The sequence below is a fragment of the Polaromonas sp. genome (assembly GCF_041689105.1).
Classification (GTDB): domain Bacteria; phylum Pseudomonadota; class Gammaproteobacteria; order Burkholderiales; family Burkholderiaceae_C; genus Polaromonas.
The window spans coordinates 15,503-34,212 of the sequence record NZ_JBDNGU010000148.1; the positions used below are offsets into that span (position 1 = coordinate 15,503).

At 61.4% G+C, this 18,710-nt stretch carries 16 protein-coding genes; 4 read left to right on the forward strand and 12 right to left on the reverse strand.

Annotated features, from left to right (window positions below; all coding sequences use genetic code 11):
* Window positions 1–131 precede the first annotated feature (131 nt).
* From ACESMT_RS15325 to folD, 3 genes are all read left to right on the forward strand, one after another.
* Window positions 132–2,696, forward strand: a complete 2,565-nt coding sequence (locus ACESMT_RS15325; protein ID WP_372827458.1) for a PAS domain S-box protein — start codon at window positions 132–134, stop codon at window positions 2,694–2,696.
* A gap of 36 nt (window positions 2,697–2,732) precedes the next feature.
* Window positions 2,733–3,359, forward strand: a complete 627-nt coding sequence (locus ACESMT_RS15330; protein WP_188708366.1) for a response regulator transcription factor — start codon at window positions 2,733–2,735, stop codon at window positions 3,357–3,359.
* 84 nt (window positions 3,360–3,443) lie between these two features.
* Window positions 3,444–4,322 (forward strand): bifunctional methylenetetrahydrofolate dehydrogenase/methenyltetrahydrofolate cyclohydrolase FolD, encoded by an 879-nt coding sequence (gene folD, locus ACESMT_RS15335; protein WP_372827459.1) that lies wholly within the window; start codon window positions 3,444–3,446, stop codon window positions 4,320–4,322.
* A 98-nt stretch (window positions 4,323–4,420) separates the two neighbouring features.
* Here folD and ACESMT_RS15340 read toward each other — a convergent pair whose 3' ends face one another.
* From ACESMT_RS15340 to carA, 4 genes are all read right to left on the reverse strand, one after another.
* Window positions 4,421–4,858, reverse strand: coding sequence for a DUF4149 domain-containing protein (locus ACESMT_RS15340; protein WP_372827460.1), 438 nt, complete (start codon window positions 4,856–4,858; stop codon window positions 4,421–4,423).
* Window positions 4,859–4,866: 8 nt separating this feature from the next.
* Window positions 4,867–5,343, reverse strand: a complete 477-nt coding sequence (gene greA / locus ACESMT_RS15345) for a transcription elongation factor GreA (RefSeq protein ID WP_372827461.1) — start codon at window positions 5,341–5,343, stop codon at window positions 4,867–4,869.
* Between the two features lie 118 nt (window positions 5,344–5,461).
* Window positions 5,462–8,692, reverse strand: a complete 3,231-nt coding sequence (carB, locus tag ACESMT_RS15350; RefSeq protein WP_372827462.1) for a carbamoyl-phosphate synthase large subunit — start codon at window positions 8,690–8,692, stop codon at window positions 5,462–5,464.
* On the reverse strand, window positions 8,685–9,857 hold the full coding sequence (gene carA, locus ACESMT_RS15355; RefSeq protein ID WP_372827463.1) for a glutamine-hydrolyzing carbamoyl-phosphate synthase small subunit: 1,173 nt from the start codon (window positions 9,855–9,857) through the stop codon (window positions 8,685–8,687). The genes carB and carA overlap by 8 nt, the downstream gene beginning before the upstream one ends.
* A 388-nt stretch (window positions 9,858–10,245) precedes the next feature.
* Between carA and ACESMT_RS15360 the strand changes: the two genes are divergently transcribed.
* A complete protein-coding gene (locus ACESMT_RS15360; protein WP_372827464.1) occupies window positions 10,246–10,722 on the forward strand; it encodes a cytochrome C in 477 nt (158 codons plus the stop codon).
* Between the two features lie 79 nt (window positions 10,723–10,801).
* On the opposite strand, the gene ACESMT_RS15365 is transcribed toward ACESMT_RS15360, so the two are convergent.
* The 8 genes from ACESMT_RS15365 to bamA all read right to left on the reverse strand — a co-directional run bounded on the left by ACESMT_RS15365 (window position 10,802) and on the right by bamA (window position 18,709).
* Window positions 10,802–11,587, reverse strand: a complete 786-nt coding sequence (locus ACESMT_RS15365; RefSeq protein ID WP_372827465.1) for a TrmH family RNA methyltransferase — start codon at window positions 11,585–11,587, stop codon at window positions 10,802–10,804.
* A complete protein-coding gene (gene rnhB / locus ACESMT_RS15370) occupies window positions 11,584–12,201 on the reverse strand; it encodes a ribonuclease HII (protein ID WP_372827466.1) in 618 nt (205 codons plus the stop codon). The genes ACESMT_RS15365 and rnhB overlap by 4 nt, the downstream gene beginning before the upstream one ends.
* Complete coding sequence (gene lpxB / locus ACESMT_RS15375) at window positions 12,173–13,303, reverse strand: lipid-A-disaccharide synthase (protein WP_372827516.1); 1,131 nt, start codon at window positions 13,301–13,303, stop codon at window positions 12,173–12,175. The genes rnhB and lpxB overlap by 29 nt, the downstream gene beginning before the upstream one ends.
* Before the next feature lie 84 nt (window positions 13,304–13,387).
* Window positions 13,388–14,182 (reverse strand): acyl-ACP--UDP-N-acetylglucosamine O-acyltransferase, encoded by a 795-nt coding sequence (gene lpxA / locus ACESMT_RS15380; RefSeq protein WP_372827467.1) that lies wholly within the window; start codon window positions 14,180–14,182, stop codon window positions 13,388–13,390.
* 179 nt (window positions 14,183–14,361) lie between these two features.
* On the reverse strand, window positions 14,362–14,802 hold the full coding sequence (fabZ, locus tag ACESMT_RS15385; protein WP_372827468.1) for a 3-hydroxyacyl-ACP dehydratase FabZ: 441 nt from the start codon (window positions 14,800–14,802) through the stop codon (window positions 14,362–14,364).
* A complete protein-coding gene (gene lpxD, locus ACESMT_RS15390) occupies window positions 14,799–15,866 on the reverse strand; it encodes a UDP-3-O-(3-hydroxymyristoyl)glucosamine N-acyltransferase (protein WP_372827469.1) in 1,068 nt (355 codons plus the stop codon). Before lpxD ends, fabZ begins: the two co-directional genes overlap by 4 nt.
* A 21-nt stretch (window positions 15,867–15,887) precedes the next feature.
* Window positions 15,888–16,394 (reverse strand): OmpH family outer membrane protein, encoded by a 507-nt coding sequence (locus ACESMT_RS15395; RefSeq protein WP_372827470.1) that lies wholly within the window; start codon window positions 16,392–16,394, stop codon window positions 15,888–15,890.
* Complete coding sequence (gene bamA, locus ACESMT_RS15400) at window positions 16,394–18,709, reverse strand: outer membrane protein assembly factor BamA (RefSeq protein WP_372827471.1); 2,316 nt, start codon at window positions 18,707–18,709, stop codon at window positions 16,394–16,396. Before bamA ends, ACESMT_RS15395 begins: the two co-directional genes overlap by 1 nt.
* Window position 18,710 lies beyond the last annotated feature (1 nt).

An 18,710-nucleotide genomic window follows, 5' to 3' on the forward strand; every position in this document is an offset into this window, starting at 1 on the left:
ATATTAAGAAATTTAGTGAGTAATTGAGAATTGACCTGCACACACCCGATAAATCCCCCGGTCGATGGCATTGCGTCCCTGGGGAATACACCCCGGCACAGCCATCTGTCCCTTAAACTTGACGGCCCACCATGACCGTCCCTTCACCCGCCCCCCCCGCCCGCCCGCCCGGCACCGCCCCGCTGGCCCGCTGGCGTCACTGGTGGCGCAAACAATCGCCTACCCGCCAGGACAGATTTGTCACGCTGGGCCCGCTGCTCGCCGTGATGCTGTTCCTGGCGGCCGTGATTGCGGCCTTCGCCTACTTGCGCATCGAGGAGATCGACCGCGAACAACAAGCCGTCAAACGGGATGTCGAATACGCCCAGCAGCGACTGCGCCTGCGGTTGCTGGAGCGCCAGGAACAGCTGATGCGCCTGGGCCGAGACGTGTCGAACAAGGAGCTGGACACCGAGGAGTTCGTCGCGCAGGCCGAGTCGCTGGTCAACCAGTACCCCGAGTTGCTGGCTGTGACCTGGGTGGACTCGCGCCGCAAGGTCAAGGCCACCTATGTCTCGCCAAGCGCCAACGTGGCGCAGGTACGCGCGACCGGCGACCAGCTCAAATACGGCGAAACAGAGGGTACGTTCAGCCTGGCGCGCGATTTGCGCCAGCCGGTTTACTCGCGCCCACTGACCACCCGGGACGATGCGAGCTACAACGGCCCCAGCCTGCAGTTGCAGGTACCGCTGGACGACCAGGGCAAGTTCGGCGGCGTGATCATGGGCGAATACGCGATCGACGGCCTGCTGCGCTTTGGCGTTCCAACCGAAGTCACCGCCAAATACGCGGTGGCGCTGCTCGACGACAAGGGCAAGTTGCTGGCCGGCAACCTGCCGCCACCGCGAAACACCGCCGCCAAACTGCTGCCCTGGTCTGACGAAGCCCAGGAGTACGAGATCCCGGTTTCTCCGGTCGGCAATGGCTTGCTGCTCAAGGCCCAGGGCTACCGGGCATCGCTCGGTGTCGTGGGCAGCGGTTTTTTCTGGCTGGTGAGCGCGCTGAGCGCCCTCACAGTCTGGATGCTGATGGGCACCTGGCGCCACACGCGGCGACGCGTGCAGGCGCAGGAGGCGTTGATCTCGGAAACCAACTTCCGCCGCGCCATGGAAAACTCCATGCTGACCGGCATGCGCGCGCTTGACCTGCAGGGCCGCATCACCTATGTCAACCCGGCGTTTTGCCAGATGACGGGCTGGAGCGAAGGTGAACTGGTGGGCCGCACCGCCCCCTTCCCCTACTGGCCCGAGCAGGACCGCGACACGCTGGCAGCGCGGCTGGACGACGAGTTGCACGGTCGGTCCACACCCGGCGGTTTTGAAGTGCGCATCAAGCGCAAAAGCGGCGCAATTTTCGATGGCCGCATGTATGTTTCGCCGCTGATCGATCCGCGCGGCCAGCAGACCGGCTGGATGACCTCGGTCACCGACATCACCGAGCCCAAACGCATTCGCGAGGAGCTCTCCAACTCCTATGAACGCTTCACCACCGTGCTTGAAGGGCTGGACGCCGCCGTGTCCGTCGCGCCGCTGGGCAGCGAAGAGCTTTTGTTTGCCAACAAGCTCTACCGCGCCTGGTTTGGCGGGGAGGTCTCAGGCCACATGAACCTGATTGCGCAGGCCGGCGTGCCGCCCGTGGCGCCCACCAACGACACGCTGGACCCCGTGGACGGACTGGCCGGCTTCCCGACCGACACCCTGACGACGGCCCAGACCGAAAACGCCGAAATTTTTGTGCCCGAACTCGGCAAATGGCTGGAAGTGCGCTCGCGCTACCTGACCTGGGTGGACGGTCGCCTCGCACAGATGGTGATTGCCACCGACATCACGCCGCGCCGCCACGCCGAGGAGCAGTCGGCCCAGCAGGCCGAACGCGCCCAATCGGCCAGCCGCCTGATCACCATGGGCGAAATGGCATCCAGCGTCGCCCACGAGCTCAATCAGCCGCTGACCGCCATCAACAACTACTGCAATGGCATGGTCTCGCGCATCAAGGGCCAGCAGATCAGCAATGAAGACCTGCTGGTGGCGCTGGAGAAAACGGCCAAACAGGCACACCGGGCCGGGCAGATCATCCAGCGCATCCGCTCCTTCGTCAAACGCAGCGAGCCCAACCGCACCGCGTCCGACGTGGCCACCATGGTCAGCAACGCCATGGAACTGGCCGACATCGAACTCCGCCGCCACAACGTGCGCCTGAGCCATTACATCGCTGCACGCCTGCCGCCCGTGATGGTCGACCCCATCCTGATCGAGCAGGTGCTGATCAACCTGATGAAAAACGGCGCGGAGTCGATCGCCCAGGCCAAGCGGCCCACGGCGCGCCGCAGCGTCGAGTTGCGCGTGGTGCCCAAACACATCGATGACCAGAGCGTGATCGAGTTCTCGGTGCTGGACTCGGGCAAGGGCCTGTCGCCTGAAGTCATGAGCCGCCTCTATGAAGCCTTCTACTCGACCAAGGCCGAAGGCATGGGTATCGGCCTGAAGCTGTGCCGCAGTATTGTCGAGTCGCACCAGGGCAGGATGCAGGCTGAGAACCTCTACAATGGCGACGAAGTGGTGGGGTGCCGGTTTACCTTCTGGATCCCCGTGACTCCCCTGCTTTCACCAGCCCTGGCTGCCACAGAAACACCGTCCCCTCCGGCCGGCGTTCACTGACAAGCTGTTTGATACCGTTTACGCAAAAGGTTTGGCATGAGCTTGATTCCAAAAAAAGGCACCGTGTATGTCGTCGATGATGACGAGGGTGTACGTGACTCGCTCCAGTGGCTGCTCGAAGGCAAGGACTACCGGGTGCGCTGCTACGACTCCGCCGAAACCTTCCTGAGCCGTTACGACGCGCGCGAAGTCGCCTGCCTGATCGTGGACATCCGCATGGGCGGCATGACCGGCCTGGAACTGCAGGACCGCCTGGTTGAACGCAAATCTCCTCTTCCCATCGTTTTCATCACCGGCCACGGCGACGTGCCCATGGCCGTGGACACCATGAAAAAAGGCGCGATGGACTTCATCCAGAAACCTTTTCAGGAAGAAGCCCTGGTCAGCCTGGTCGAACGCATGCTCGATCAGGCCAAGGAAGCCTTCAGCGAACACCAGCAGTCGGCCAGCCGCGACGCCCTGCTCGCCAAGCTGACCTCGCGCGAAGCGCAGGTGCTCGAACGCATCGTGGCGGGCCGCCTGAACAAGCAGATTGCCGACGACCTTGGCATCAGCATCAAGACGGTGGAGGCGCACCGCGCCAACATCATGGAAAAGCTCAATGCCAACACTGTGGCCGACCTGCTGAAAATCGCGCTGGGCTCGAGCGCACCCAAAGCCTGACCCCTTTCTTTCGCTATTGTTTCGATAGCTGCTTGCGCCCGTGGTTCATGGACCAGCGGGCGTTTTTACTTCAAAAATCGACACATGACTGCACAACTCATTGACGGCAATGCATTGTCCAAACAACTGCGCGGCGATGTCGCCCTGCGCGCCGCGGCCTTGCGCGCAAGAGGCGTGGTCCCCGGTCTGGCCGTGGTGCTGGTCGGCGAGAACCCGGCCAGCCAGGTGTATGTGCGCAACAAGGTCAAGGCCTGCCAGGAAAGCGGCCTGCACTCGGTGCTGGAGCAATACCCGGCCACGCTCAGCGAGGCCGACCTGCTGGCGCGCGTGGATGCGCTGAACCGGGACCCGGCCATTCACGGCATCCTGGTGCAACTGCCGCTGCCCGCGCACATTGATGCACACAAGGTCATTGAAGCGATTTCACCGGCCAAGGACGTGGACGGTTTCCATGTGGCCAGCGCCGGCGCGCTGATGGTCGGCCAGCCCGGCTTCTGGCCCTGCACGCCCTACGGCTGCATAAAGATGCTGGAAAGCCTCCATGACGGAAAAGGTTACGACCTGAGGGGAAAACACGCGGTAGTGATAGGCCGCAGCAACATCGTGGGCAAACCCATGGCGCTGATGCTGCTGCAAAAAAACGCCACCGTCACCATCTGCCACAGCGGCACCCAGAACCTCAAGGCCCTGACACTTCAGGCCGATGTGGTGGTTGCCGCCGTGGGCAAACGCAATGTACTGACGGCCGACATGGTCAAGCCAGGCGCGGTGGTCATCGACGTCGGCATGAACCGCAACGAGGCTGGCAAACTCTGCGGCGATGTGGATTTCGAAGGCGTCAGGGAAGTGGCCGGCTGGATCACTCCGGTGCCGGGGGGTGTCGGCCCCATGACCATCACCATGCTGCTGGTCAATACGCTCGAAGCGGCTGAAAAGGCCCCCACGGTTGCTCGCTTCGCGTAGCGCCCTGCCCCCCTAGGGGGCCGCTGCGCCTGCGGACTGGCAAAGCCAGATCCGCGGCTCCTGCTTGAAAAGAAGGGGGCAGTCTTTGGATACGCAGGCTAAGCGGCGTCCGCTTTCGTCGAATGGCTGAGGACCCACAGCGTCCAGCCGGCCGCCAGCCATTGCGCCACATACATCGCGGTGCCGAGGCCGTGCCAGAGCTTTAGATTGCCACCATCGGCGCGCGCGTTGACGATGCGCGGCGACATGCCAAACTCGACCAGCACCGCCAGCAGCAGCCCAACCACTACATATTTCATAGCAGCTTGCGCAGGAGGCGTAAGGGCCCCGGCCTCTTTTCCCTTAAGAAGCAGCAGCAAAAAGAAGGCACAACTGATGCTCAGCCAGGTCTGGGCCGTGAACAGTTTTGCAGCCATGGCGCCGGCGGCCGCAGGGCTGGGCAGGTGAATGAACAACATCGGCACCACGACAAAACCCAGACCGGTCAGGCTGCCCCACCAGAGGGCGGCCAGAAGGATGCTGATCCGTGGCTTCATGGGCCAGGCTAGATGTACATCACCGCGATGATTTCGTAACGCTTGATGCCGCCGGGCGCCTGCACCTCAGCGGTATCGCCCTCATCCTTGCCGATCAGCGCGCGGGCAATCGGCGAGCTGATATTGACGCGGCCTTCCTTGATGTCGGCCTCGTCCTCGCCAACGATCTGATAAGTCACCTTGTCACCAGTGTCTTCGTCCTGGAGCTCGATGGTCGAGCCAAAAACGACTTTACCGCCGGCGTCGACCTCGGACGGATCGATGATCTGGGCCGCCGACAGCTTGCCCTCGATTTCCTGGATGCGGCCTTCGATAAACCCCTGGCGGTCCTTGGCGGCATCGTACTCGGCGTTTTCGCTCAGGTCGCCCTGGGCACGCGCCTCGGAAATCGAGTTGATCACCCACGGGCGGTCAACGGTCTTGAGCTGGTGCAGTTCGGCCTTGAGCTTTTCTGCGCCCTTTTTTGTAATGGGAATGGTTGCCATGGTTTGAGTCCTCCAAAAGCGAAACCGCCACCAGTCACCCGGCGGCGGCGTCTTAACATGTTTGTCCTGGTGCCAGTTTAATGCATCTGCACCGGCACCGAATCGGTACTTGCCCCGATCAGACCAACTGGGCGTGCAGCTCCTGAATCGAGTGCACGGTCAGGTTGTCCAGGTACTTCATGCCCTCGACCGCCGCTTCGGCGCCAGCAATCGTGGTGAAGGTCGTCACCCTGGCCAGCAGCGCCGAGGTGCGGATCTGCCGCGAATCGGCAATCGCATTGCGGCGCTCTTCCACGGTGTTGATGACCAGCGCAATCTCGTTGTTCTTGATCATGTCCACCACGTGCGGTCGGCCTTCGGTGACCTTGTTGACCACACCGCAGGCAATGCCCGCGGCCGCAATCGCCGCCGCTGTGCCTTTGGTGGCCACCAGCTCGAACTTCAGTTCCGCCAGCGCGCGCGCCACGTCCACCGCGCGGGCCTTGTCATTGTTCTTGACCGTCAGGAAGACCTTGCCCGAGGTCGGCAGCTTGGTGCCGGCGCCGAGCTGCGACTTCACAAAGGCTTCTCCAAAGGTTTTGCCCACGCCCATCACCTCGCCGGTGGACTTCATCTCGGGGCCGAGAATCGTGTCTACGCCCGGGAACTTGACGAAGGGGAAGACCGCCTCCTTGACGCTGAAATACGGCGGTGTGACTTCTTTGCCAATGCCTTGTGAGGCCAGGGTCTGGCCGACCATGCAGCGCGCCGCGACCTTGGCCAGCTGGATGCCGGTGGCCTTGCTCACGAAGGGAACGGTGCGGGAAGCGCGCGGATTTACTTCCAGAACGTAGATCACGTCCTTGCCGTCCACATGCTGGATCGCAAACTGCACGTTCATCAGGCCGACCACGTTGAGGGCCTGGGCCATCGCGGCGGTCTGGCGCTTGATCTCTGCAATCGTGTCGGCAGCCAGTGAATACGGCGGCAGCGAACAGGCCGAGTCGCCACTGTGCACGCCAGCCTGCTCGATATGTTCCATCACGCCGCCGATGAAGGTCACGCCTTCGGAGTCGCGGATGCAGTCGACATCACATTCGATGGCGTCGTTCAAAAAGCGGTCCAGCAGCACCGGCGAGTCGTGGCTGACCTTGACGGCTTCGCGCATGTAACGCTCAAGGTCGCGCTGCTCGTGAACAATTTCCATGGCGCGGCCGCCCAGCACATAACTCGGACGCACCACCAGCGGATAACCAAGGGCAGCGGCTTTTTCCAGCGCTTCCGGCTCGGTGCGGGCCGTGGCATTGGGCGGCTGGCGCAGTTTCAGTGCATGCAGCAGTTTCTGGAAACGCTCGCGGTCTTCAGCGGCGTCGATCATGTCGGGCGAGGTGCCGATGATGGGCACGCCGTTTTTTTCAAGGTCCAGCGCAAGCTTCAAGGGCGTCTGACCACCGTACTGGACGATCACGCCCATCGGTTTTTCCTTGTCGACAATTTCCAGCACGTCTTCCAGCGTCAGCGGCTCGAAGTAGAGACGGTCCGAGGTGTCGTAGTCGGTGGACACGGTCTCGGGGTTGCAGTTGACCATGATGGTCTCATAACCGTCCTCGCGCATGGCCAGCGCGGCATGTACGCAGCAGTAGTCAAACTCGATGCCCTGTCCGATGCGGTTAGGCCCGCCGCCCAGCACCATGATTTTTCTATTGGTGGTCGGCGCGGCTTCGCATTCGCTGCCTTCAGCCTCGTAGGTCGAGTACATGTAGGCGGTATTGGTCGAAAATTCGGCTGCGCAGGTGTCCACGCGTTTGTAGACGGGGCGAACGCCCAGCGCCACGCGTTTTTCGCGGATTGCGGTGTCGGTGGTCTTGAGCTGTTTCGCCAGGCGACGATCAGAGAACCCTTTTTGCTTGAGGGCGCGCAGGGTGGTCGCGTCGATCTTGTCCAGCGCGGTGGTTTCCAGTTCCAGCTCGATTTTGACGATCTGCTCAATCTGAACCAGGAACCACGGGTCGATCTTGGTCAGGGCAAACACCTCATCAACGCTCATGCCCATGGCGAACGCATCGCCCACATACCAGATACGGTCGGGGCCGGGCGCGCCAAGTTCTTTTTCAAGCACTTCGCGGTCCTGCGTTTTTTCGTTCATGCCGTCCACGCCGACTTCCAGGCCGCGCAGGGCTTTCTGGAAGGACTCCTGGAAGGTGCGGCCCATGGCCATGACCTCACCGACCGACTTCATCTGCGTGGTTAGCCGCGAGTCTGCGGTCGGGAATTTTTCAAACGCGAAACGCGGGATTTTGGTCACCACGTAGTCGATGCTGGGCTCGAAACTCGCGGGGGTGGCGCCGCCGGTGATTTCGTTGCGCAGCTCGTCGAGCGTATAGCCGATGGCCAGCTTGGCTGCGACCTTGGCGATCGGGAAACCCGTGGCCTTGGATGCCAGTGCCGACGAACGCGAGACACGCGGGTTCATCTCGATCACGACCATGCGGCCGTCCTCCGGGTTGATCGAGAACTGCACGTTGGAGCCGCCAGTGTCCACCCCGATCTCGCGCAGCACAGCCAGACTCGCGTTGCGCAGAATCTGGTATTCCTTGTCGCTCAGAGTCTGGGCGGGTGCCACGGTGATGGAGTCGCCGGTGTGAACGCCCATGGGATCCAGATTTTCAATCGAGCAGACGATGATGCAGTTGTCGGCCTTGTCGCGCACCACTTCCATCTCGTATTCTTTCCAGCCGAGCAGCGACTCTTCGATCAGCAGCTCGTTGGTCGGCGAGGCTTCGAGGCCACGCTTGCAGATGACTTCAAACTCTTCCGAGTTGTAGGCAATGCCGCCGCCGGTGCCGCCCAAGGTGAAGCTGGGGCGAATGACCGTCGGGAAGCCCAGGGTCTTTTGCACCGTCCATGCTTCGTCCAGGCTGTGCGCAATGCCGGAGCGGGCCGAACCGAGACCGATCCTGGTCATCGCGTCCTTGAACTTCAGGCGGTCTTCGGCCTTGTCAATGGCCTCCGGCGTCGCTCCTATCAGCTCGACCTTGTACTTGTCGAGCACGCCGTTGTGCCAGAGATCCAGCGCGCAATTGAGCGCGGTCTGCCCGCCCATGGTCGGCAGGATGGCGTCTGGCCGCTCTTTGGCAATGATCTTCTCGACCGTCTGCCAGGTGATGGGCTCAATGTAGGTCACGTCGGCCGTGGCCGGGTCGGTCATGATGGTCGCGGGGTTGCTGTTGATCAGGATGACCTTGTAGCCCTCCTCACGCAGCGCCTTGCAGGCCTGCACGCCGGAGTAATCGAACTCACAGGCCTGACCGATGATGATGGGACCAGCGCCAATGATGAGAACGCTCTTGATGTCTGTACGCTTAGGCATGTTTGTGTTGCTCCATCAGTGCCGTGAAGCGGTCGAACAAATACGAAATGTCGTGCGGCCCGGGCGATGCTTCCGGGTGGCCCTGGAAGCAGAAGGCCGGCTGGTCGGTGCGGGCCAAGCCCTGCAAGGTGCCGTCAAACAGGCTGATATGCGTCGGGCGCAGGTTGGCCGGCAGTGTTTTTTCATCCACCGCAAAACCGTGGTTCTGGCTGGTGATGCTGACGCGCCCGTTATCAAGGTCCTTGACCGGGTGGTTGGCACCGTGGTGGCCGAACTTCATCTTGAAGGTTTTCGCGCCACTGGCCAGCGCCATGATCTGGTGGCCCAGGCAGATGCCGAAGGTGGGAATGCCGGTTTCGATCAGCTCGCGCACCGCGGCAATCGCGTAGTCGCAAGGCTCCGGGTCACCGGGGCCGTTGGCCAGGAAGATACCGTCCGGCTTGAGTTTGAGCACATCCGCTGCAGGCGTCTGCGCCGGCACCACCGTGATGCGCGCGCCGCGCTCAGCCATCATACGCAGGATGTTTTTCTTGACGCCGTAATCAAAAGCAACAACGTGAAATTTGGGTGTGATCTGCACACCGTAGCCGGCGCCCAGCTTCCACTCGGTCTGCGTCCATTCGCAGGTCTGCTTGACCGAGACCACCTTGGCCAGATCCAGGCCGGCCATGCTGGGCGCGGCCTTGGCCCCCGCTATGGCCTTGTCTTTGGCGGCTTGTGTCACGAACTCGCCGGGGGCCAATGTCAGGATGCAGCCGTTTTGCGCGCCCTGCGTGCGCAGGTGACGGGTCAGCTGGCGCGTGTCGATGCCGGCGATGGCAACGGTCTTTTCCTTGACCAAGTACTCGGTCAGGGTCATGTCCATGCGGAAATTCGAGGCCAGCAGCGGCAGGTCCTTGATGATCAGGCCGGCGGCATGGACTTTTTCTGCTTCCACGTCTTCAGCATTGATGCCGTAGTTGCCGATATGGGGATATGTGAGGGTGACGATCTGCTGGCAATAGCTGGGGTCGGTCAGGATTTCCTGGTAGCCGGTCATGGCGGTGTTGAACACCACCTCGCCGACGGTGGAGCCGGGGGCGCCTATGGAATTGCCGATAAAGACCGTGCCGTCTGCGAGCGCCAAAATGGCGTGAGGGGTATTTCCCTGTAGAGACAAAAGCACTGGGTTCTCCGGGTTGGTTACGGGTACGCCCAAGCGTGCTCAAGAAATGACTCTTGGTGACTGCTTTTGGAAGGGAGTTGGCTTGAATGCGCTAGGCGTACAGGGGTTTGCGGGAAAGCCCCTGATTATAGCCGAGCCGAAATTGCCCCACGCCCGTCGTTTCGCGTACGACGCTGGTGCCGAACGGGGAAATTGTCCAAAAGGCGTCCTCTGCAAACGCGTCGTATTGTCCCAAATCATTGCGCCACCCTCCAGTGCATGCGAGGATTCCCTGAGTTCGCGCGTTGGCGTTGTCGCTCACCGTTTTCGAACTGAGTCGATTGCTGTCCGTCAGGGCCTTGAGAACGATTAGGGGCCCATGTTGTCACTTCACGTCAAGGAAATGATTATGAACAAAGAACTTGCCACAGCCCTGATGGTGCTTGTCCTGGGGGCCAGCCATGTTGCGGCGCAAGAAGTCACCTATCGCAACAGCATCGCGCCGCTATGGAAAGCTCAATGCATCGCCTGTCATGGTGCGCCATCGCCTGAACGCGCTGATTTTTTGCTCGACGAGAAGGGTTATGAAGCCAGGTCTCAGGGGCCGCGCATGGATTCCTACGAGCGTTTCATCGCGTTTATCGCCTGGCCCGATACCGGGGCACTGATGCGCCGACTGGACGATGGAACCAGCCCGAACGCCGGCGGCAAACCAGGCAACATGAATCAATATCTCGGCTCTACAGCGCAAGAGCGTGCTGTAAATCTCAAGATCGTCAAAGCCTGGGTCGGCGACGGAGCCTGGAACCTCAACCGCTGGAACAAACGCGGAGAGGTGCCCGCTGTCACCAAAGAACAACTGGACAAGATCAAGGTGAAGTACTGATCTGCTGATTGCATTTCCCAATAGCAGGCAATTGGCTAACCGCACATGGCTCGCCGCCCTAAAGCGCCTTTCTTTGGGTTCAGCGTTTGGTGGTCTGCGCCAGGGCGCTGGCGTGCAGACAGATGGCCGCCGCAGCCGCCACATTGAGCGACTCCTCCCCGCCAGGCTGGCCGATACGCACCGACAGGCTGGCTCTGGCCACCAGGTCGTCGCTGACTCCCTGCCCTTCGTGGCCCATGGCCCAGGCGCAGGGCATGGGCAGCGCCTGCTGGTGCAGCAAGCTGCCGTGGTGCGAGCTGGTCACAAGGATGGGTACCGCGAGCGTGTGGAGGTCATCGGGCGCCAGCCCTTCGATCAGTTGCAACGCGAAATGTGCGCCCATGCCGGCGCGCAACACCTTCGGCGACCAGAGCGCCGCCGTGCCCTTGAGCGCCAGCACCTGGCTGAAACCAAAAGCAGCGGCACTGCGCAGCATGGAGCCGACATTACCGGCGTCCTGGACACGATCCAGAATCAGCGACGCTGCACCTGCCGACAACACGCCTGGCGCCGGCAGATCGATCACAAAACCCATGCGGGCCGGCGACTCCAGCGTACTGATGTCGGGCATCAGCACATCGGAAATCACTATTGTTTTGATAGCTGCCTGCGTCCATTCGGCAGGGGCTAATGGCCAAAATGACTCACAAAACACGGCGATGGCGGGCCGCAGCCCACGAGCCAGCGCCGCACGGCACAGGTGGTCGCCTTCCAGCCAGACCCGGCCCTGCTTGCGGTAGGCGGTGTTGTCCTGGGAGAGTCTGCGGATGTCCTTGAGCAAGGCATTGCCTTGCGAGCTCACAAAAACCGGCGCGCCCGCGCTCAACGCAGGACCTCGGCCACCGGGCTGAACGAGCGGCGATGCTGCGGGCATGCGCCATACTGGCGCAAGGCGGCCAGGTGTTCGGCGGTCCCGTAGCCCTTGTGGCCGGCAAAGCCGTACTGCGGGTATTCGAGGTGAAACTGCTCGCACCAGCGGTCGCGGTGAACCTTGGCAAGGATGGAGGCAGCAGAAATCGACGGTACCAGCGCATCGCCCCTGACGATGGCCTCGGCCAGGATGCTCAGCGCAGGCAGCCGGTTGCCGTCAACCAACACCTTCACGGGCTTGAGCCGCAGGCCTTCGACCGCGCGTTTCATGGCCAGCATGGTGGCCTGGAGGATGTTGAGCGTGTCGATTTCCTCGGCCGTGGCCATCGCGATTGAGCAGCACAAGGCCTTGGCACGGATCTCATCGTAGAGCTTCTCGCGCCGCAGCGCGGTGAGCACCTTGGAGTCGGCCAGGCCCTTGATGGGCTGCAGGTCGTCCAGGATCACCGCTGCAGCCACCACGGGGCCGGCCAGCGGCCCGCGGCCGGCTTCGTCCACACCGGCCCACAGGCCGGGTGTGTCCCAGGACAGCATGACCTGCTCAGCCTTCAAGAATGTTCTGGATCGCATCGGTGGCTATTCTCGCGGTATCGCGCCGCAATTCCTCGTGCAGCTTTGTAAATCGTTGTTCAACGGCTCGGATTTTTTCGGGTGCGGAAATTTTGGCAGCGATCCACTGCAGAACGGCTTCAGCCAGCGCTTCGGGCGTGGCGGCATTCTGCAACAGTTCAGGCACCACAAAATCCTGGCAGAGGATGTTGGGCAGGCCGACCCAGGGCTGCAGCTTCTTGCGGCGCATGATCCGCCACGACAGCCAGTTCATGTTGTAGGCAATCACCATGGGCCGCTTGTACAGGGCGGCCTCCAGCGTCGCGGTTCCGCTGGCGATCAGTGTCAGGTCACAGGCAGCCAGTACGGTGTGGGACTGCCCGCTGACGATTTGCACCTGGTCCAGCACCCCTGCCACCCGCGCCGCCTGCTCGATCTGCGCAAGCAGGGCAGGCACCGCCGGCACTATTATTTTGATAGCTGGTTGCGCCCGCCTGACAAGGGCTGCAGCCCGAAAAAACCTCTCGGCGAGATACTGGATCTCGGACTGGCGGCTGCCCGGCAGCAGGGCCAGCACGAGATCATCCGGTCGCAGGCCGAGTTTTTCCCGGGCGGCGGCCTGATCGGCCTGCAGCGGGATCATGCTGGCCAGCGGATGGCCCACATAGGTGGCGGCAATGCCGTGCTGCGCCAGCAAAGCGGGCTCGAACGGAAAAATGCACAACACATGATCGACACTGCGCCTGATTTTTTCGACCCGCTCTGCTCGCCAGGCCCACACCGAAGGGCTGATGAAATGCACGGTGCGGATGCCTGCGGCCTTGAGGTCGGCCTCGAGATCGAGGTTGAAATCGGGCGCATCGACACCGATAAACACATCGGGCGGTTCAGCCAGCAGTTTCTGCCTGAGCTGCGCGCGAATGCCGACGATCTCGCGGTAGTGCCGCAGGACTTCGACGTAACCGCGGACCGCCAATTTCCCGCTGGGCCACCAGGCCGTGAAGCCCCGGAGGGCCATCTGCGGCCCGCCTATGCCGACAGAGCGCAGGCCCGGCCAGCGCGCCCGGAATCCGTCAAGCAGCAGGCCTGCCAGCAAATCACCAGAGGTTTCACCGGCGACCATTGCCATGCGCGGGTCATCGGCCGTGGCGGGCCCGCCGGCCTCTGCACGGTTGGGCACAGGGACTGGTGCAACAGGCATCAGCGCCTAACGGACAATGCCGCGTTGCGGCGCAGCTTGCTGCAAAAATGAAAGCATCATCTCCACGTCCGGTGCCGAGTCTGGGTATTTTTCGCTCAGCCCGGCTATCTTCCCGCTGGCTGCCTCGAGGGTCAGGTCTTCGCGGTACAGGGCTTTGTGCATGGCCTTGACGGCCGCGATGCGCTCGGGAGAAAAACCGCGCCGGCGCAAACCCTCGTAATTCATCGAGCGGGCTTCGGCCGGCTGGCCCTGGCACATCACAAAAGGCGGCAGGTCGGCAAACAGCAGCGAACACATGGCTGTCATGCTGTGCGCGCCCAGCCGGACAAACTGATGCACCACGGTAAACCCGCCAAGGATCACCCAGTCACCCACCTGCACATGGCCGGCCAGCTGCGCGTTGTTGGCAAAAATGGTGTTGTTGCCGACGTCGCAGTCATGCGCCAGGTGCACATAGGCCATGATCCAGTTGTCGTTGCCAACACGGGTCACCCCGGTATCGCCGGGCGAGCCGATATTGAAGGTGCAAAACTCGCGGATGGTGTTGCGGTCGCCGACGACCAGCTCGCAGGGCTCACCCGCGTATTTTTTGTCCTGCGGAACAGCGCCCAGGGAGTTGAACTGGAAAATGCGATTGTCCTGCCCGATGGTCGTGTGGCCCTCGATCACGCAGTGGGCGCCTATGCTTGTACCGGAACCCACGCGCACATGGGGGCCGACCACGGTGTAGGGACCGACGCTCACCGAACTATCAAGCTCGGCCGACGGGTCGATCAGGGCGGTGGAATGTATGGCCATCATGAAAAAATGAACTGTTCAGCGGACAAGTCGGACAGCGGCGGCGCGGGCCGCCTTCCCGTCTCGCCGGGCCCGCGGGACCGGCCTTGGTCTGTGCTGAGCTTGCCGCAGGGCCAGACCGCAAGCGCAGCAGCCTCCCCGGGGAGCAGCGCAATATGCGAAGCGAAAAGCGCGGGGGTCATTCAGGCAATGGTGCGCATGGTGCACATCAGTTCGGCCTCGCAGACCATGTTGCCTTCCACATGCGCGACACCCTTGAACTTGAAGACACCCGCTTTGAGGCGCTCCAGGGTCACTTCCATGATCAGCTGGTCGCCGGGCTCCACCGGGCGCTTGAAACGCGCCCCGTCAATGCCGGCGAAGTAGTACACGGTTTTGTCGTCAGGTGTGACGCCCTGCAGGTCAAAGGCCAGCAAGGCTGCGGCCTGGGCCATGGCTTCAAGCATGAGTACGCCAGGCATCACCGGTCGGTGCGGAAAATGTCCCGTGAAAAAAGGTTCATTGATGGTGACGTTTTTCAGGGCCTTGATACGCTTGCCCTTGTCGAGTTCAAGCACGCGGTCCACCAGCAGAAAAGGATAGCGGTGCGGCAGCTGTTTGAGAATTTGGTGGATGTCCATCATGATTTTTCTTCGGTCTTTCCTGAGGCTGTGTCAGCCATTTGCTCCAGCGTCTTGATGCGTTCACGCAAGCCATGAAGCTGCTTGAGCGTGGCGGCATTTTTTTCCCAGTGCGCATTGTCGTCGATGGGAAACAGCCCGGTGTAGTGACCCGGCTTGCGGATGGAACGCGTCACCACCGAGGCAGCCGAAATGTGCACATGGTCAGCCAGGCTCAGGTGCCCCAACACCACCGCGCCGCCGCCCACCGTGCAATGGGCACCAATGATCGCGCTGCCCGCCACCCCGACACAACCCGCCAAGGCCGTATGTCGGCCAATATGTACGTTGTGGCCGATCTGGACCAGGTTGTCGAGTTTGACCCCGTCCTCAACCACCGTGTCGTGCAGGGCGCCCCGGTCAATACAGGTGTTGGCGCCTATTTCAACGTCGTTGCCGATGCGCACCGCGCCGAGCTGTTCGATCTTTACCCAGTGCCCGTCATGCGGTGCAAAACCAAAACCGTCGGCGCCTATCACGGCACCAGGATGCACGATACAGCGCTCTCCGATCACACAGCCATCGGCCAGCGTGACCCGGGCTGCCAGACGCGTACCCGCCCCAATGCGCGTATCAGCGCCCACGACGCCGTGTTCGCCAATACGCACACCCCCACCCAGCACCGCCCGAGCCCCAATACAGGCAAATGCGCCGACGGACACGTCGGGTGCGAGTTGCGCAAGGGGGTCGATCAGGGCACTCGGGTGTATGCCGCTTGCGCCAGTGGGCTGGTGGTGCTTCTTCCAGACCTGGGTGATCCGGGCGAAATAGAGGTACGGCTCGTCAACCACAACGCAGGCACCGCGCCGGGTAGCGGCTGGTGCGGCCTCCGGCCCCACCACCACACAGGCAGCGGCCGATTGGGCCAACTTGCCCTGGTATTTGATGTGGCTGAGAAAAGACAGCTCGGAGGGGCCAGCAGTCTCCAGGGGTGCAAGCCGTTCGATGAGGACATCGGGGTCGCCCACCAGCCTGGCGTCAAACTCGCCAGCCAGCGATGCGACAATGTCCCCGAGTCTGAGCGTCACACGTGGCCTGTGCCTGAACGCTTATCTGGCAGCGTTGAGCGCCTTGATAACCTTGTCGGTGATATCGTGCTTTGGATTGGCATAAACAGCCTCCTGCAGGACCAGGTCGTATTTTTCAGATTCTGCGACTGTTTTGACGACCTTGTTCGCACGCTCGATCACCTGCTGCAGTTCTTCGTTCTTGCGTGCATTGAGGTCTTCCTGGAACTCGCGGCGCTTGCGCTGGAAGTCCCGGTCCTGTTCCACCAGCTGCTTCTGGCGCGTGGCACGCTGGCTCTCGGACAAGGTAGGCGCTTCACGCTCAAACTTGTCCGCCAGTGTTTTCAGCTGCGCGCCCACATCGCCCAGGTCTTTCTCGCGTTTGCCGAACTCCTGCTCCAGTTTGGCCTGGGCTGCTTTGGCCGTGTTTGCTTCGCGGAAAATACGGTCAATATTGACAATGCCGATCTTGAACTCCTGAGCACTTGCTGCGCAGGTCAGCAAGGCCATCAGGGTGGCCAGGAATAACTTGGATGAGAAATGCTTCATTAGAACGATGTACCAATTTGGAATTGCAATCTCTGGATTCTATCTGTTGGCTTTTTGTTCAGGGGATGGGCAAATGCGAGGCGCAACGGCCCCAGAGGTGAAATCCAGCTGATACCGAAACCCACCGACGAGCGCAATTCGCCAAGATCGTATTTTTCGGTCTCACCAAAAACATTGCCGGCATCAACAAAGCCAAAAAGCCGCAATGTCCTGTCGTTGCCAGCGCCGGGGAAAGGCGCAAGCAACTCGGCATTCAGGGTGATCTTTTTTGGTCCGCCAATGGAGTTGCCCGCAGCCCCCGGCGCGTCGCGTGGACCCAAGGTACCGGGTTCATAACCGCGCACCGAACCCAGACCGCCGGAGTAGTAGTTCTTGAACACCGGGAAGGGCTGGCCATTGAGGCCCTTGCCCCAACCCAATTCGCCATTCAGGGCAATGGTGAACTGTTTGTTCAACGGGATGTACTGTTGAGCCTGGTAGTTGGCGCGCAGAAAACGTGCGTCGCCAGCAATACCCCAGTCGCCGTAAGCGCGCTGAAACCGGCCTTTGCTGGGAACCAAAGCGCTGTCACGGTCATCGCGCGACCAGCCCACCGTCAGCGGCACGCTATTGCTTTTGGCGCCAAAGTCACGAATGTAGGTCCGATAGACCGGCGGCAGATTGACCCCGGAAATATCAATCTGCTCCAACCCGCCACCGAAGTACACCGTGTCGAGTTCGCTGAAAGGCACGCCGAAACGCACGCTACCGCCGGTTGTCTTGATGGTGTAGTCGCTGGTCAGCGCGCCAAGCTGGCTGCTGTAGGGACGCGAAGTACGCGAGTAAATGTCAATCGTTCGCGAGATGCCATCGGCAGTGAAATACGGATCCACCGTGCTGATCACCAGTTGCCGGTTGAACTTGCCGGTGTTGACTTCCAGCCCCAAATAGTTGCCCGTGCCGAACGCATTTTCCTGTTTGAAACCAAAAACAAGAGACAACCTCTCGGCGCTGGAGAAACCGGCGCCGAGCTGGAGGTTGCCGGTGGGCTTTTCAACCACGGCCAGGTTAAGGTCCACCTGGTCCGGCGAGCCTGGGATTTCCTGCGTGTCAATGTTGACCTCAGTGAAATAACCCAGACGGTCCACGCGGTCGCGTGACAGGCGGATTTTGTCGCCGTCGTACCAGGACGACTCGAATTGCCTGAATTCACGGCGGACCACTTCGTCGCGCGTGCGGTTGTTCCCGCTGATGTTGATGCGCCGCACGTAGGCGCGACGCGATGGATCGCCCTGCAGCACAAAGGCCACACGGTTGTTGGTCCGGTCGATTTCCGGTTTGGCGTCAACCTTGGCGAAAGCAAACCCGAAGCTGCCGTAATAATCGGTGAAGGCTTTGACGGTATCCGCCACCTGGTCGGCGTTGTAGGCCTCGCCAGGTTTGATCGTCACCAGCGACTTGAACTCATCGTCGCGCTCCAGGAAGTTACCCTCGAGCTTGATGCCCGAGACGGTAAAGCGCTCTCCTTCGGAGATGTTGATGATCACCGAAATATCCTGCTTGTTCGGCGAGATGGCCACTTGCGTCGAGTCCACTTTGAATTCGAGGTAACCGCGCGTCAGGTAGTAGGAGCGCAGGGTTTCAATGTCGGCATTGAGCTTGGCGCGCGAGTACCGGTCGGACTTGGTGTACCAGCTCAGCCAGCCACCAGTGTTGAGGTCAAACAGGCCGCGCAGTGTGGATTCGCTGAAGGCCTTGTTGCCAACCACCCGGATTTCCTTGATTTTGGCAACATCGCCTTCGATGACGCTGAACGTCACATTGACGCGGTTGCGTTCAATCGGTGTGACCGTGGTCAGCACCTCGGCGCCGTACAGGCTGCGGTTGATGTACTGGCGCTTGAGCTCCTGCTCGGCCCGGTCGGCCAGCGCCTTGTCGAAAGGCCGCCCATCCGCAAGCCCGATATCACGAAGCGCTTTTTTAAGTACTTCCTTGTCGAACTCCTTGGCGCCGACAAAGTCCACGTCGGCCACCGTCGGCCGCTCTTCCACGATCACGACAAGCACATTGCCACTGACCTCCAGGCGCACATCCTTGAACAGGCCCAGCCCGAACAGGGCGCGAATCGCGCTGGAACCCTTGTCGTCGTTGTAGGTTTCGCCAACCCGGAAAGGCAGCGAAGCAAAAATGGTCCCCGGCTCAACACGCTGCAGGCCTTCAACCCGGATGTCGCGCAACGTGAACGGGTCCACGGCCCAGGCCGCCTGCGCGATCAAAAAGCTGGCCACCATTGCGGAGACGCTGCGGACCTTGAATCGTTTGATTTGTTTTTGCATG

Excerpts from the sequence above, each read along its gene's own strand:
- ACESMT_RS15330 (WP_188708366.1), top strand. The coding sequence starts at position 2,733 with ATGAGCTTGATTCCAAAAAAAGGCACCGTGTATGTCGTCGATGATGAC.
- lpxB (WP_372827516.1), bottom strand. The coding sequence starts at position 13,303 with ATGGTCGCCGGTGAAACCTCTGGTGATTTGCTGGCAGGCCTGCTGCTT.
- bamA (WP_372827471.1), bottom strand. The coding sequence starts at position 18,709 with ATGCAAAAACAAATCAAACGATTCAAGGTCCGCAGCGTCTCCGCAATG.
- carB (WP_372827462.1), bottom strand. The coding sequence starts at position 8,692 with ATGCCTAAGCGTACAGACATCAAGAGCGTTCTCATCATTGGCGCTGGT.
- ACESMT_RS15340 (WP_372827460.1), bottom strand. The coding sequence starts at position 4,858 with ATGAAGCCACGGATCAGCATCCTTCTGGCCGCCCTCTGGTGGGGCAGC.
- folD (WP_372827459.1), top strand. The coding sequence starts at position 3,444 with ATGACTGCACAACTCATTGACGGCAATGCATTGTCCAAACAACTGCGC.
- fabZ (WP_372827468.1), bottom strand. The coding sequence starts at position 14,802 with ATGATGGACATCCACCAAATTCTCAAACAGCTGCCGCACCGCTATCCT.
- ACESMT_RS15360 (WP_372827464.1), top strand. The coding sequence starts at position 10,246 with ATGAACAAAGAACTTGCCACAGCCCTGATGGTGCTTGTCCTGGGGGCC.
- greA (WP_372827461.1), bottom strand. The coding sequence starts at position 5,343 with ATGGCAACCATTCCCATTACAAAAAAGGGCGCAGAAAAGCTCAAGGCC.
- rnhB (WP_372827466.1), bottom strand. The coding sequence starts at position 12,201 with ATGCGATCCAGAACATTCTTGAAGGCTGAGCAGGTCATGCTGTCCTGG.
- ACESMT_RS15325 (WP_372827458.1), top strand. The coding sequence starts at position 132 with ATGACCGTCCCTTCACCCGCCCCCCCCGCCCGCCCGCCCGGCACCGCC.
- ACESMT_RS15395 (WP_372827470.1), bottom strand. The coding sequence starts at position 16,394 with ATGAAGCATTTCTCATCCAAGTTATTCCTGGCCACCCTGATGGCCTTG.
- lpxA (WP_372827467.1), bottom strand. The coding sequence starts at position 14,182 with ATGATGGCCATACATTCCACCGCCCTGATCGACCCGTCGGCCGAGCTT.